Annotated in this window: 13 protein-coding genes; 12 read left to right on the top strand and 1 reads right to left on the bottom strand. The window is 35.3% G+C overall.

The features are described from left to right. The first annotated feature begins 383 nt into the window (after positions 1-383). From DES48_RS09665 to DES48_RS09635, 7 genes are all read left to right on the top strand, one after another. Positions 384-1,016: an FMN-dependent NADH-azoreductase gene (locus tag DES48_RS09665; RefSeq protein WP_113868795.1), complete on the top strand. Its 633-nt coding sequence runs from the start codon at positions 384-386 to the stop codon at positions 1,014-1,016. Positions 1,017-1,163: 147 nt separating this feature from the next. Next, positions 1,164-2,804: a spore germination protein gene (locus DES48_RS09660; protein ID WP_245911362.1), complete on the top strand. Its 1,641-nt coding sequence runs from the start codon at positions 1,164-1,166 to the stop codon at positions 2,802-2,804. A 13-nt stretch (positions 2,805-2,817) separates the two neighbouring features. Further along, positions 2,818-3,909: a GerAB/ArcD/ProY family transporter gene (locus tag DES48_RS09655; protein ID WP_113868793.1), complete on the top strand. Its 1,092-nt coding sequence runs from the start codon at positions 2,818-2,820 to the stop codon at positions 3,907-3,909. Positions 3,910-3,914: 5 nt separating this feature from the next. Further along, entirely contained in the window at positions 3,915-5,051 is a 1,137-nt protein-coding gene (locus tag DES48_RS09650) for a Ger(x)C family spore germination protein (RefSeq protein ID WP_147232399.1), read from the top strand. A 168-nt stretch (positions 5,052-5,219) separates the two neighbouring features. Next, a complete protein-coding gene (locus DES48_RS09645; protein WP_113868789.1) occupies positions 5,220-5,873 on the top strand; it encodes an SDR family oxidoreductase in 654 nt (217 codons plus the stop codon). Between the two features lie 151 nt (positions 5,874-6,024). Further along, entirely contained in the window at positions 6,025-6,948 is a 924-nt protein-coding gene (locus DES48_RS09640) for a riboflavin kinase (protein ID WP_113868787.1), read from the top strand. 21 nt (positions 6,949-6,969) lie between these two features. Beyond that, entirely contained in the window at positions 6,970-7,503 is a 534-nt protein-coding gene (locus DES48_RS09635) for an NADPH-dependent FMN reductase (protein WP_113868786.1), read from the top strand. 75 nt (positions 7,504-7,578) lie between these two features. Here DES48_RS09635 and DES48_RS09630 read toward each other — a convergent pair whose 3' ends face one another. Continuing rightward, positions 7,579-8,868, bottom strand: coding sequence for a lysine N(6)-hydroxylase/L-ornithine N(5)-oxygenase family protein (locus tag DES48_RS09630; RefSeq protein ID WP_113868784.1), 1,290 nt, complete (start codon positions 8,866-8,868; stop codon positions 7,579-7,581). A gap of 149 nt (positions 8,869-9,017) precedes the next feature. Between DES48_RS09630 and DES48_RS09625 the strand changes: the two genes are divergently transcribed. The 5 genes from DES48_RS09625 to DES48_RS09605 all read left to right on the top strand — a co-directional run bounded on the left by DES48_RS09625 (position 9,018) and on the right by DES48_RS09605 (position 14,992). Then, positions 9,018-9,986: an alpha/beta hydrolase gene (locus DES48_RS09625; RefSeq protein WP_113868782.1), complete on the top strand. Its 969-nt coding sequence runs from the start codon at positions 9,018-9,020 to the stop codon at positions 9,984-9,986. A 54-nt stretch (positions 9,987-10,040) separates the two neighbouring features. Beyond that, entirely contained in the window at positions 10,041-11,165 is a 1,125-nt protein-coding gene (gene yfkAB / locus DES48_RS09620; protein WP_113868780.1) for a radical SAM/CxCxxxxC motif protein YfkAB, read from the top strand. Positions 11,166-11,234: 69 nt separating this feature from the next. Continuing rightward, positions 11,235-12,434, top strand: coding sequence for a DUF4317 domain-containing protein (locus tag DES48_RS09615; RefSeq protein ID WP_113868778.1), 1,200 nt, complete (start codon positions 11,235-11,237; stop codon positions 12,432-12,434). Positions 12,435-12,515: 81 nt separating this feature from the next. After that, positions 12,516-13,232 carry a VCBS repeat-containing protein gene (locus tag DES48_RS09610; RefSeq protein ID WP_113868776.1) on the top strand — a complete coding sequence of 239 codons (717 nt, stop codon included), beginning with the start codon at positions 12,516-12,518 and terminating at the stop codon, positions 13,230-13,232. A 236-nt stretch (positions 13,233-13,468) separates the two neighbouring features. After that, on the top strand, positions 13,469-14,992 hold the full coding sequence (locus DES48_RS09605; protein WP_113868774.1) for a glycine betaine uptake BCCT transporter: 1,524 nt from the start codon (positions 13,469-13,471) through the stop codon (positions 14,990-14,992). Positions 14,993-15,029 lie beyond the last annotated feature (37 nt).

Raw genomic sequence — 15,029 nt, 5'->3', positions numbered from 1 at the left:
TTGACGGTCAATTTAAAAGCCCCTTTAGGGGTAGTTAGTAAAGTGCCCTTCTAGGGCGAAATTAAAACCGCCCGTTTTACGGGCGGATATTTATTTTGTTAAAAGAAAAACAACATGCATAGAAATTAATGTTGAATATGTGAAAAAAAGTTCATACATTTGTCACATTTATTAATCGGAATCAATTGGATTTGATGATAGCGGTATTTATATCGTGCTAACCGCTTGGTAAATCACAAATATATGTCTGTTAGTATACAAAAAGATACTAAGTACCAAAAAAGTGCGTCCTTGTACCTTTGTATAATTTTTCACATAATTATAAACAGAAGAAACTTACTAAACGAATTAGTAGGAATATTAGTGTATGGGGGACAGGAATCATGAATATATTAGTAGTAAAAGCAAATAACCGACCAGCAACAGAAGGTATATCCAGTAAGATGTATGAAACGTTTATGGAAGCAACAAAAGACCTAAATGTAACTACATATGATGTCTTTGAAGAAGATATGCCATATTTAGGACAAGATTTATTTGATGCGTTTGGTAATCTCCAACAAGGAAAGGAATTAACAGACGTACAACAGCGTTTACTAAATGCGAAACAAAAAGCAAAAGATGCAGTATCTAATGCAGATGTGATTGTATTTGCTTTTCCTTTATGGAATCTAACTATTCCAGCAAAACTTCACACGTTTATGGATTACATTTTTGAAGCAGGATTCGCATTTAAATATTCAGATACTGGTGAATTACTTCCACTTATGACAGATAAAAAAGCTATTTTACTTAATGCACGTGGTGGGGTATATTCAGCACCTGAAATGGCCCAACTTGATATGTCACTAAACTATATGCGTAATGCGCTAGGTGGTACATTTGGTATGGAAATTATTGACGAGGTAATTATTGAAGGGCACAATGCCATGCCTGATAAAGCAGAATCAATTGTTGCTGAAGGATTAGCTAGTGTAAGCAAAGTAGCTGAAAATTTAACAAGTCATGCAAAATAATAATTTTTGCCAGAAGCTCTGACAGCGGTCAGAGCTTTTTTAATGCAATGAAATAATAGCTCTTTTTATCAACCATTGAGAATTTGTTCATATGAAAGCATATTATGCCAAATTTCTGCACACACTATTCACGAAAAGAGGGATGTCATGGATAGTGTGCTTGCATTTATACTAAGACAAGAAGTTTATTTTGGAACATTCATGTTAATCGCAATTCCAGTGACTCTAAACATTTCTTTTAAGAAATTAATTGAATTAAGAAAACAAGCAAATAATTCTCGAAGTCCGTTAACGAAAAAAAAAGCCAAGACACAAGATGTTTCTTCATTATTAGAACCTAACATCGCATTTATTAAGTCACGTTTAGGGATTAATACCGATATTGTGTTCAGAAATTTTAATCTGGCGATTTTAAATAGAAAATGTACGTTAGTTTACATTGATGGATTTGTGAACAAGTTAGCTATGCGTCAATTTGTTGTCGAGCCGTTAATGTCAAAACCATGTAATCATGACCAACAGATGATAAAGACATCTGATGTAATTGCATATTTAATTGATAATGTTATCCCCATTATTGATATGAATACAGCCACTTCTTTAGACGATAGTATATACAATATCTTATCGGGATGCCCGGTGTTATTTGTAGATGGGGAAGCAAAGTGTATTATTTTTAAATTAAAAAAAGAGGAAACACGCTCAATTGATGAACCTGTTACGGAAGCATTAGTAAGAGGACCGAGAATGGGTTTTTTAGAAAATTTACGAGACAATACGGCACTATTGAGAAGTTTAAGTGGAGATCCAAATTTAACTATCGTTGAACAGGAAGTTGGCGAGCGAACCAAGCGGAAATTAGCAATTGTTTACATAAGTGATATTGTTAATCCTGACTTATTGGGAGAAGTAAAAGAAAGAATAGCAACCATTCAGTTAGATAATGTTCCTGAATCAGGTTATATTGAACAGATTATTGAAGATGATTATTTATCATTATTTCCTCAAATTCAATCGACTGAACGACCTGATCGTGTGATGGGCGGCATACTAGAAGGAAGAGTAGCAATTCTTTTAGATGGTACTCCTTTTGCGCTAATTGTACCAGTAACTTTTTCCATGATGTTGCAGACCCCAGAAGACTATTATGAACGGTGGATCTCAATGAGTTTAATTCGATTATTACGTTATGCTGCTATATTTATTACGGTGTTTTTACCGTCTTTTTATATTGCGCTCGTATCATTTCATCAAGGGTTAATTCCAACTGATTTAGCATTAGCTATTGCAAATTCTAGAGTTGGAGTGCCTTTTCCTTCTTTTATCGAGGCATTAATTATGGAAGCTGCAATTGAAATGTTACGGGAAGCAGGACTTCGATTACCGAAACCCATTGGTCAAACAGTAGGTTTAGTTGGCGCGATCATTATAGGTGAAGCAGCTGTACAAGCAGGTTTAGTGAGTCCAATTATGATCATTGTTGTAGCAGTTACGGCAATTTCCTCTTTTGTTACACCACAATATGGCCTTGGTATCGGTCTTCGTGTATTACGGATTTTAGCTATGTTTTGTTCAGCGACATTAGGCCTTTATGGCATTACTTTATTTTTCTTAATGCTACTAATACATGGTTCAAAACTAAAAAGTTTCGGTGTACCTTATATCACCCCAGGTACTATCTATAGCAAAGATGATCTAAAAGATTTTGTTTTTCGGTTCCCTTTGTTCACCATGAACACTAGACCAAAAGAATTTTATCCGAAAAATAATAAACGAAAACCAAAATGAAAAGAGGAACGATATGAATATTGGAACGAATCAAATCACGACAACGCAAACATTCGCTATTCTTGGATCAACGCTCGTTGCGGTAGGTTCGTTTACATTTCCACGTGCGTTAGCAACCGATGTTGGAACGCCAGATATGTGGATGTCTGTCATTCTAGGAGGATTAATTACTTTTTTGTCCGGTCTGTTTGTCGTTAAATTGAGCCAACAATTTCCGAAACAGACTTTTTTTCAATTCAATCAAATAATTGTTGGCAAGTATTTAGGATGGGGATTAAGCTTGGGATTTATCATTTATGCGATCTTGTTAGGGAGTTTCGAAATAAGAGCAATGGGGGAGGTTACTAAATTTTATTTGCTCGAAGGCACCCCGCTGTCAGTCTTAATGATCTGTATGCTATGGGTTGGCACTTATCTGCTTGCTGGTGGAATTAATGCGATGGCCAGATTATTTGAATTTATTTATCCTATAACGATTTTTATATTTTTGCTTGTTGTTATGCTTGGTATAGTAAATTTTGAAATTGATAATGTGCGTCCTGTTTTAGGTAATGGAGTGATGCCAATCATAAAAGGATTAGTACCAACCTTGCTAACGAATAGTGGAATGGAGTTTTTGCTCGTTTGGATTGCGTTTATGAAACGGCCAAAACAAGCGACAAAAGTTTTGCGGTGGGGTGTGTTTCTCACTGTATTCATTTATTTTGTCACCATAATCATCACTACGGGTGTATTCTCAGTAGAACGTCTGCAAGTAGAGACATGGCCAACATTATCGTTGATTCAATCGTATGAATTTAAGGGTGTCTTTATCGAACGATTTGAGTCTGTTTTTCTTGTTGTTTGGATCATTCAAATTTTTGCAACGTATGCCGTCTGTCATTATATTGCTGCTTTAGGAGTAGCGGATATCTTCAAGTTAAAGTATAAAAAAACTGTTTATTTTCTTCTCCCTATTTTATATGTTGTTGCTTTAGCACCGTCTGATTTGAATCAATTATCTAGTTTAGGAAGCGTGATCGGATACATAAGTATAAGTTTTTCCTTAGTTATTCCTATATTTTTATTAATTATCACAAAATTAAGAGGCTTAAAAAGTGAGTGAAACATATGAAGCGAAAACAATTCTATATCGTTGTTATGTCCCTTTTTTTTCTTTGTGTATTATCTGGATGTTGGGATAATAAAGATATTGAAGAATTAACACTTGTCTTAGGAATGGGATTTGATTCATCTGATCAACAAAAAATTAAGTTAATTTATCAAATTCCTACCATAATAAGTAGTACGGAGTCTGGTTCAGGTCAAAGTATTTATCAGAACTATATTTCAGAAGGTGAAGCAGTTCATGAAATCATACGTGATGGTGCTACTAAATTACCAAATCCGATTTATACACATCACCTAAAAGTTATTATTATTGATCAAGAACTAGCAGAAAATTATAAATTATCGTTTATACTGGATCAAATTTTTCGAGATAATGTATCAAGATTGAGTCCAAAGATTTTTTTGACTGATAAAAAAGCAGAGGAAATTTTGAATGTTAGTGATGATAGTGAAATTCCTAGTGTCTATATAGATAGCATTTCTGACAATGAGCAAAGCACGATGAAATTGATATCTTCGATGTCTCTTATTGATCTATCTGCTGACTTGATGTCTAGTCAAAGTTTCTTAATGCCTAACGTGACGATAGGAGAAAATAATAGCCTTCAATTAAAGGGGGCAGGAGTTATTAACGGTAAAGAACAAAAATTAATCGGATCCTTGAATGAGCAAGACCTACAGGGCATTAATTGGATTAAAGGAGAAAAACAAGGTGGAACGATCAAAATTCATCATAAATCAGGTCAAGTTGCTATTTATGAAGTAAAGCATTTAAGCTCGAAGATTGCTCCTACATTACATAAGGATACAGTTACATTTGACGTAAAAATAACGGCAGACGGCTGGATTTCGGAAGATTGGGAGTTCCCGGGAGATGCATTTGATGAAAAATATATAGAAGAGTTTGAAGATCTAGTGGAAGAAGAGGTTTTAAAATATGCGGAAGAGACAACAGACAAATTACAACATGAATTAAAAACCGATGTGATTGGACTTGGCAATCAATTTAGGATGAAGTACCCGAAAAAATGGGAAAAGATTAAAAAAGATTGGAACGCCTATTTTGCAACATCCACAATTAATTATGATGTTGAAATCAATGTGACTAATATGGGATCAGCAGGATCTAAGAAATAAGGCAATATAGTTTATATGATTTGGATTTGAGGTATAGTTTAATTATAACGATCAACCAATAGCATATCAGTAGACATTAAGTAGTTAATTTCTTATCCTTTATAGTAGGAAATAACGAACAATATTATGGTGTAAAACAAATATATTCTTAAAGAAAGGAAGGATAAAGTGAACGTATTAGTTGTAGGTGCAAATGGTAAAATTGGTAAACAACTTGTCAAAAAAATTCAAGAGACAGAAGGTTTAACTGCTAAAGCCATGATTCGAAAAGCCGAGCAAGTTAGTTATTTTGAAGACTTGGGAGCAAAAACGATTATTGTTGACTTAGAAGATGATGTCAATACAATAACCAAAGCATTTGATGATGTGGATGCAGTTGTGTTTACTGCTGGATCTGGACCAAGTACAGGGCCAGATAAGACGATGCTGATTGACTTAGATGGCGCAGTTAAAACAATTGAAGCAGCAAAACAAGCAAATGTAAAGCGATTTGTCATGGTGAGCTCATTTGACACAACACGTCAAGCGATTCAAGAAGCGCCTGCTTCCTTCTCCCCTTATGTAGCTGCTAAACATTATGCGGATATATGGTTACGCGATTCTGGTTTAGACTATACGATTGTACATCCTGGTATGCTAACCAATGACGAGGGAACTGGTCAGGTACAAATCGCAGAAAAAGTAGAACCAAACAAAGTTCCAAGAGAAGATGTTGCAGAGGTGCTCTTACAGACAGTACAAACAGATGCAACCATTGGCAAGGCGTTTCAAGTCATTTCTGGTAATACTTCTATTAAAGAAGCAATTGATTCAATGAAATAAACAAAGGAAAGCTTGATTAGATATTCTCACTCTAAAACAATTTAGGGTGAGAATTTTATTGTTTTCCATTTTCATAATTAGAAAACACCTCTTATAATAGAGGAAAGGTATGTCTAAATAATTTCTATCCATACATAAACGGGGGATAACAGTGAAAATAATTAATCTAAATACTACATTTGGAAATGCATATTCACCTGTAACACTAGTGATAAGTGATTTTGACGGGATGCATAAGGGACACCAAAGGCTACTACAAGAAGCTAATTCTTTATGTGAAGAAGACGGCACTATAGTAGCAGTTCCATTACCGATAGATAAGAAAGAAAAAGTAATTACACCCGAACTAACCAGAAACAAATTATTACAACAATATGGTGTTTCTAAATTGTTTCAGCTTAGCAAAGAACAAGTTATCTCAATTAAAGATCTTCTTACGTTAACCATAAATAATTTAACAGTTGAGCGAATAATTATCGATGAGAATAGTTCGATAGATAACCAACAGTTAACAAAAAGTCGTGACTTTATCAATTTTACACAAGAAAAACAAATAGAGGTTATTTCACTTCCTCCATTACAAATTAATCAGCAGCGACTGACAACGAAACTAATTAAACAATTGCTTGCCTCCGGACAGGTCGAGCAAGCACAAGCATTGTTGGGGCGTCCATACGTGGTGATTGGTCATGTCATTCATGGTGAAAAATTAGGGAGAAAATTAGGGTTTCCAACGATAAATCTTGGAGAAATTCAGGCCTACGTTATCCCAAAACCGGGTGTTTACTTTGGGCTTGTTGGTATACAGCAAGACGAGTACACCTTAGAATATTGGAACGTATTAATTAGTGCAGGTTATCGGCCAACAGTAGCAGGCAAAGACTATCTAATTGAAGCCCACCTGCTTGGATTTACTGGTGATCTATATGATAAACAAGTGAACCTGTCCTTTTTACACTTTATGCGGGAAGAAGAAAATTTCTCAGATCTTGATGCGTTAATTAAACAGATGGAACTAGATAAAAGAAATGGAGAGAGGCTAGCTAATTTAGTTACTCACCCTAAGAATGAATAACGATCAGAAGGAGATGGAAGTATGAAAGTAGTCGGTATAGCAGGAGCATTAGCAGGTTGGAAAACGAATGTAATTGTGCACCACACCTTAAAAGCACTCGAAAAGAATGACTCCAATCTAAAAACAGAGTTAATTGATCTTCGTGACGTGGAGGTAGAATTTGCACGGGGAGAACCACTCGCTTTTTATAACGATGATACCTTCGACGTCGTTAATAAATTATTAGCCGCTGATATACTAGTTTTCGGTACTCCTATATATCAAGCGTCGATTTCAGGTGCATTAAAAAATCTCCTAGACCATTTACCAGTAGACGCATTTAAACGAAAAATTACAGGGATCGTTGCAACAGGATCGATTGATCGACACGCCTTAGTACCAGACTATCACCTTAAGCCAGTGTTGGTATATTTAAAAGGTACAGTACCAAGTACAACTGTTTTTGTTGAAAATAGTGCCTTTAGTGATGTAAATGAAATTCTTGACGAACGGGTAGTAGAACGAATGGATCAATTGGCACAGGAAATGCTGCAGTTGCAACAAGCAGGACTCTAAAACTAAGAAATAGAAAATGCAAAACAAACCACAGGAAGTTTAGTAATCTCCTGTGGTTTGTTTAATTAAGTCTTTTTAAGGTTTAAATTGTTGAAAGATAAATGAATCAGAGGTATCAAATCTTTCTTCATTTGTGATGTCATTAATAATTTCCATATTACGTTGTACGGCTAGCCCTAAATTCGTAGCTGCAGTTCCATGTGAATGCTCTAAATTGGTAGCAACGTAAACATGATGTTTGCGATTATCTTTAAAAGATAAGGCATAGTTTCTATCTACTTGATATAACTTGTCATCTTCCCAATTAATGCTATCCTTAAATCGGTTGATAAACCACGATGGAATATTCGGTTGATACCCAGTAGCAAGAATAACTTTATCGGTATGGTGGGTAAAAGATAGGTCGGCTTGCCACTGATGACAATCCAATTGATAGCTTTCTTTATGGTGTTTGATGGCTTTAATTTCTGTTAAAGGTTGAATGGTGACTTCTGGACTTCTCTTCCCAATTGAAAAGTGATAAAGCAATCGATAAATACCATTTAAGGTTTGATAATCAATCCCTTTCCGTAATGGATCAAGTGTATCCAATGTCTGTTTTCGCTTGTTTAGCGGAAGTTCATGAAAATAATCTACATAATCAGGTGAAAAAAATTCCTGTCCTAACTTTGCAGCTTCTAATTGAAAAATACCTTCAGACCGAGTCAACCAAGTTAGTTGAAAATCTTTTTCTTTTTTTTCTTCTAATAAATCATAAAAAATTTCTGCTGCACTTTGTCCTGATCCTACAAGTGTAATATCCTTCGCTTTTATTAATGTCTCTTTCTCATACAAATACCGACTAGTATGTAGAACATCTTCATTGGGAAAACCCTTCATATTATCTAATACAAGTGGCTTCGTCCCGGTAGCCATTACCAGATGCTTTGCAAAATACGCTTCTGTGGTATTCGTCTGTTTATTATGGACAAATACTTGATAGTGATCTTGTTTATCCATAACATCGATGACTTCTTTTCCAAAATGAAGTCCAGAAATGTTGTTTGCTGCCCATTGTAAATAATGATTATATTCTTTTCTGGGAACTTCCATTTTGTGAAAAAAATAAAAAGGAAAAAGACGTTTATGAATATGTAAATAGTTTAAATAGCTATAATAATTGGTTGGATCAGCAAACGAAACTAAATCAGCAAGAAATGGTACTTGTAAATCAGTTCCTTCAATTAACATACCAGGATGCCATTCCATTTGTGGTGTATCGTCAAAAAAGATACACGCTAGATCATCCATTTTTTCTGTTAACGCAGCCAAACTTAAATTAAATGGACCAATGCCAATTCCAATCACGTCATAGTAATTAACCATCTTCGATCATCCTTTTCATTTAAACATTAATATATGCATACCCCTTCATCATTAGGCATAAACCAAGTGAACATAGAGGTTATCTTAAACTATCATTCCACGAATCATAAAAAAATTGGTATAATACACTATAGAGAGGGGAAAGTGCGATGTTATCTATTATTATTGGATTAATTACACTTGTACTTGTTGGTTTAGTCGGAGCTGGATTTTATTTTTACCATGTTGCAATTGCTCGAGGAGAAAAACCGTTTCTTTCGGAAGATCCTGATTTACAAGTCGATGATGAATTAGATCTTAGTTCAAAAGAAGATAAGCAATGGTGGAATGATCAAGAATTTGCTAAATGGCAGCAACAAACACCTGATCATTTACATTTGTATGGATATTTTTTACAGGCTAATAAACCAACGCGCCATGTAGCTATTGTTGCACATGGTTATAGTGGTGACGCAAAAACAATGAGTGGATTTGCTAGACTTTATCATGAAGTATATGGCATGCATGTACTTGTTCCAGATGCACGTGGACATGGGATAAGTGAAGGCGATTATATTGGATTTGGTTGGCATGAGCGACTGGATTATCAACGTTGGATTGCTCAAGTTCTCCAACAGTTAGGGAATGATATGGAGATAGTTTTACATGGCGTTTCCATGGGGGCAGCTACAGTTATGATGACTAGCGGAGAAAAGCTTCCAGATCAAGTGAAAGCAATTATCGCTGATTGTGGCTATACATCTGCTATGGAAGAACTTCGCTACCAAATGAAACGTATGTACCATTTACCAGCTTTTCCGATTTTACATATTACTAGCTTATTAGCGAAATTGAAATCAGGTTATTCTTTTCAAGAAGCATCTGCCCTGAACCAAGTGAAAAAAACGACGAAACCAATGCTTTATGTTCATGGGAAAGAAGATGCGTTTGTTCCAACTTTTATGGTTCATAAACTATATCAAGCTACTAACACAAACCAGAAAGAGTTACTATTAATACCCCGAGCAGGTCATGGCCTGGCTTGGCAAACGGATAGTCAAACGTATTATCAACGACTGACAGCATTTCTTAGTAAACACCTCACTGAGGTACAACAAGCCGACGACATCCTGTTGTAGAACAGTTTGTGCTAAGTTATGTTTAGTAATCTATAAAAATAAGGAGTTTTTTACATGCAACTAGATCTATTAAAAAATCATTCGAACCCAGCTAACGATCCATGGGAAGCATATCGCGATATCGAAATAAATGGAGAAATGGTGTTGTCAAGCATTGAATTTACAACCACAACACTTTGTAATATGCGCTGTGAACATTGCGCAGTTGGCTATGATTTGAACATGATCGATCCGGAATCATTACCAATGGGACTGATCACTAAGCGATTAGATGAAGTAATCCATTTACGAACATTGAGTATTACCGGCGGCGAACCAATGATGTCAAAGAAATCAGTAAGAGATTATGTATTACCACTATTGAAATACGCGCATGAGCGAGGCGTAAAAACCCAACTAAACTCGAACTTAACGCTTCCTTTTAGTCGGTATGAAGCAATTATTCCTTATTTGGATGTACTTCATATCTCCCATAATTGGGGAACTGTAGAAGAGTTTGTGGAAACGGGCTTCAAGAATATGGAGCGTAAGCCATCAGCAGAAAATCGAGAAAGATATTTTCATCAAATGGTTGAAAATGCGCAACGGCTTTCGAAAGCAGGAGTAATGGTTTCTGCTGAGACGATGTTAAATCGACGAACATTCCCATATTTAGAAAAAATTCATGATCACGTGCTTGAAATGGGATGTAGCAGACATGAAATTCACCCCATGTACCCTGTTGACTTTGCAAAAGATTTAGAAACGTTAAGTCTTGCTGAAATGAAACAGGGGATCAAACGACTATTAGACCATCGAGATCAAAATACATGGATGTTATTTGGGACACTTCCATTTTATCCATGCAGCAACTCAGAAGAAGATTTATCACTATTAAAACAATTATATCAAAGCAAAAATGTTACCGTAAGAAATGATCCTGATGGAAGATCACGCTTAAATGTAAATATTTTTACAGGGAAGATTATTGTCACAGATTTTGGCGATGTGCCTCCTCTAGGGAATATCCAAACCAATACATTGCAATCTGCATATGAACGATGGAAAAAAACAGAAACCGCGAAGCAACTATCTTGTCATTGTCCAGCTGTAAAGTGTTTAGGACCAAACGTCTTAGTCAAGAACACCTACTATCCTGACGTAGACTTCCAAAAGAGATCCGCTAATATTAGTCTATAATAAATTATTTTCAACTAATGAATCAAAGGGGTATTCGTTAATTAATCAAATTAGGAGCAGTGAAGAAGCATGAATAAAAAAGATATTGCTGAGTTGCGAAAGCAATTTAAAGTAGATAACGAATCACTAAAAATTAGTGACATTTTTAATGTCTACGTGATGAAAGAATCTGATGAAATATATCATCATCAAAGCCAACCGTTTGATATGTTAGAACGGGAGCAACAAGAGTTATTTATGGATAATTTTAAAAAGGTGCTAACAGGACAGTTAGATGAAAAATTGTTTGAATTACGCTTTGATTCTAATGCAGAAAACAGTAGTCAATTTCTTTTGCATAAAGGTTTACTAAGTCAAGGTGTGGAAGAATGGAAAGCACAAATGCTCGAACTTGTCGAGAAAATGTTACACGAAAAAACGTACGATATGGATATTGTTATTACATTTATCCGAGGCGAATATATCAAACCAGTGAAGCGCAAAAATGATGATTTAGAGGAAGAAGTTGAATCGACACGGTATGCGCATTCCTTTGTCTTATCAAGTGTCAATAAAACACAAGACCCGAAAAAAGAATTGTTATTTGACTATATCGAAAAAGCATTTAAATACAATATTGTCGTAGATCCAATCATTAATTTGAAGGCGCCAATGCAAGGATTCTTGTTCCCTTGTTTTACTGATAACACGGCAGATGTGAATCATGTGTTGTATTCCACTGGAAAATCAAATGAATTAGATATGCATTTTATTGAAAATGTGCTTAATGCGCAGGAAGCTATGACGGCAGAAGAAGATAAAGCGGTTTTTGAAGAAATCGTCAAACATGTGACAGGAAATCAGTTAAATACCACAACGTTATCAAATGTTTACGAGGAAATCCATCGGGTGATAGAAGAAAATGAAGAAGCTGAAACACCAAAATTAGATTATCGGGATGTTGAAAATGTATTAAAAATGAGCGGTGTCGAGGATGTGAATAGTGAAAAGGTTGAATCAGCTTTTCATGAAGTGATCGATGACAAATCTTACGAATTAAAAGCAAGCAGTATTATGCCAAAGTACGAGTCAAAATCAATTAAAATTAAGACCAAGGTTGCTAACATCTCGATTAGCCCACAAGACTTAAGCTATGTTAAACAGGTGAATATAGCTGGTAAAACGCATCTTTTGATTGAAGTAGAAGAGGATACAGTCATCGAAGGATTTACCATGATACCAGAAGCACTTGCTTTTAAAGAAAATATAGATGATTCTAATCGTGAATAATTGATGCTACTAGCACGTTGTTTCGCAAATGGGCATATAGTAACAAGAGAGGGAATTAGCAACAAAGAAAAGAGGGAATGTATGGATACATCAAAAATGCCTCTTACCCTAATCTTAGTTACTTATACTGTAGGTGATGTTACGGGAGATGGCGTCGAAGATTATATTTATATAACTGCATTACAAAAAGAGCATAGCCCTTACTTATATCATATTACGTTGTTTGTTCAAGATGGACTTACGGGAGCAGTTACACGTACCGTTTTACCAGAAAGCCAAGGCTACGATCCGTCTGTTTTTTTAGGAGATTTTACTGGAAATCAGGTTAAGGACATCTTCATCTCTGTGGCTACCGGTGGAAGTGGTGCAATCTATAACCATTACGTTTATCAATATACCTCAAGTATGCCGCAGTTAATTTTTAATTCTGCTGTTTATAATGAACAATATCAATATGAAGTAACTTACCAAGATAACTATAAAGTCGCCTTTTTAAGCAAATATAATGGAATGTATTATGTCATTGATATTTCGACAAGAGATCCAAGTTATCTTAATGAAATTTATGATTCTAATGGGGTACTAAAACAACCAATATCAGGATTCGTTAATCCATTAAGTGGGATGTATCCGGTAGATTTTGATTACAATGGCGTCTATGAATTATTAGGGTTTCAGCGTATTGCTGGCAGGTATAATGCGGATGCTTTAGGTTATGTTAATAATGTTGTTGGATGGAAAAATAATCAATTTATATTGCAAAATCAATATTTAGACATTTTTGGTAGTAATGAATAGTAAACAAACACGTTAGAAACGTACGTTTTTAGTTATTAAAAGTTTCGATCTAATATGTAAGACAGGACTTTTTAACCATATACCAACCATCAATATTTGTAATTTTAGATATTCGATTTGACATCTTCCTGTAAATCAATTAATTTTGAATTCGGGCTAAATGTAAAACGTGTTGACACCTGTAACTAAGAAGGGGTTATTTTACATTAGAGAGACTACTACATGAAGGAGCAGTTATGAAAAAAATATCAAATGTATTCTACATCACACTTGCTATTGTATTAGCAACAGTAATTTTAGCAGCAACGATGCCTGCAGGATTTGAAGAAGTTACTAATAACATAAAGAATTTAATTACTACGACATTTGGCTGGTATTATTTAATTTTAGTTACCGTAATTATTGTGTTTTGTATTTTCTTAATATTTAGCCCGATTGGTGCAATTAAATTAGGGAAGACTACAGATAAACCCGATTATTCTAATGGAACATGGTTCGCTATGTTATTTAGTGCAGGAATGGGAATTGGTCTTGTCTTCTGGGGGGCAGCAGAGCCGTTAGCACATTATGTGACACCAGCACTAGCCGATCCAGAAACAGATCAAGCATTTAAAGAGTCGATGAGATATTCTTTCTTTCACTGGGGACTTCACGCATGGGGGATTTATGCGATAATAGCGCTGTGCCTAGCTTATTTTAAATTTAGAAAGGACGAGCCTGGTCTCATCTCATCTACTTTAAAACCGGTATTTGGAGATAGAGTATATGGGCCATTAGGAACATCAATTGATGTGTTAGCAGTATTTGCAACAATTGTTGGTGTAGCGACTACGCTTGGTTTTGGTGCTGCACAGATTAACGGTGGATTAACATTCTTATTTGATATTCCTAATAATTTCTTGGCTCAATCAATTATTATTGTGATTGTTACCGTTCTATTTATGATCTCAGCATCAACAGGGCTGGGGAAAGGAATTAAATATCTAAGTAATACGAACATGGTGTTAGGTATTTTATTATTTATTCTAATGTTTATAGCGGGACCTACTATTTTAACACTCAACATTTTTACGGATACGATAGGTGGATATATTCAAAACATTGCTCAAATGAGCTTTCGTATTGCGCCACTAAATGCCGATCACCGAGAGTGGATAAATGAATGGACGATTTTCTATTGGGCATGGTGGCTTTCTTGGGGACCATTTGTTGGTATTTTTATCGCCCGAGTTTCACGAGGTAGAACGATTCGAGAGTTTATGATCGGTGTATTATTATTGCCCTCTATTGTCAGCTTTTTATGGTTTGCGATATTTGGAACAGCTGCAATTGATGTCCAGGCTAGTGGCTTAGTTGACTTAACACAGTTTCAAACAGAAGAGATACTTTTTGCAATTTTCAATGAATTGCCTTGGTCAGCTGCTCTATCTATGGTAGCGGTATTCTTAATCAGTACATTTTTCATTACTTCTGCGGATTCGGCTACGTTTGTGTTAGGAATGCAAACAACAAATGGCTCGTTGACACCTCCAAATCCTGTCAAACTTACTTGGGGATTAGCACAATCAACCGTAGCACTTATCCTCTTATATAGTGGAGGGTTGCAAGCATTAGAAAATGCGTTAATTATAGCGGCATTACCTTTCTCGATCATCATGGCGCTAATGCTGTTCTCGATTTATAAATCATTAAATATTGAGAAAAAAGAGTTAGGCCTTCATTTTAGGCCACAAATGCCAAAAAAGAAAAATAAAAGCTAACAAAGTATACTAAAATCCGAATCGATAGACTGATGTA

This window comes from Paraliobacillus ryukyuensis (assembly GCF_003315295.1).
Taxonomy (GTDB): Bacteria; Bacillota; Bacilli; order Bacillales; family Amphibacillaceae; genus Paraliobacillus; species Paraliobacillus ryukyuensis.
Note: the sequence above shows the minus strand (reverse complement) of the source record. Positions and strands in the feature narration are given on the sequence as shown.

What these genes read in the sequence shown, in the direction of transcription:
- DES48_RS09665 (WP_113868795.1), top strand. Translation starts at nt 384, where the DNA reads ATGAATATATTAGTAGTAAAAGCAAATAACCGACCAGCAACAGAAGGT.
- yfkAB (WP_113868780.1), top strand. Translation starts at nt 10,041, where the DNA reads ATGCAACTAGATCTATTAAAAAATCATTCGAACCCAGCTAACGATCCA.
- DES48_RS09610 (WP_113868776.1), top strand. Translation starts at nt 12,516, where the DNA reads ATGGATACATCAAAAATGCCTCTTACCCTAATCTTAGTTACTTATACT.
- DES48_RS09650 (WP_147232399.1), top strand. Translation starts at nt 3,915, where the DNA reads ATGAAGCGAAAACAATTCTATATCGTTGTTATGTCCCTTTTTTTTCTT.
- DES48_RS09605 (WP_113868774.1), top strand. Translation starts at nt 13,469, where the DNA reads ATGAAAAAAATATCAAATGTATTCTACATCACACTTGCTATTGTATTA.
- DES48_RS09615 (WP_113868778.1), top strand. Translation starts at nt 11,235, where the DNA reads ATGAATAAAAAAGATATTGCTGAGTTGCGAAAGCAATTTAAAGTAGAT.
- DES48_RS09660 (WP_245911362.1), top strand. Translation starts at nt 1,164, where the DNA reads ATGGATAGTGTGCTTGCATTTATACTAAGACAAGAAGTTTATTTTGGA.
- DES48_RS09655 (WP_113868793.1), top strand. Translation starts at nt 2,818, where the DNA reads ATGAATATTGGAACGAATCAAATCACGACAACGCAAACATTCGCTATT.
- DES48_RS09630 (WP_113868784.1), bottom strand. Translation starts at nt 8,868, where the DNA reads ATGGTTAATTACTATGACGTGATTGGAATTGGCATTGGTCCATTTAAT.
- DES48_RS09635 (WP_113868786.1), top strand. Translation starts at nt 6,970, where the DNA reads ATGAAAGTAGTCGGTATAGCAGGAGCATTAGCAGGTTGGAAAACGAAT.
- DES48_RS09625 (WP_113868782.1), top strand. Translation starts at nt 9,018, where the DNA reads ATGTTATCTATTATTATTGGATTAATTACACTTGTACTTGTTGGTTTA.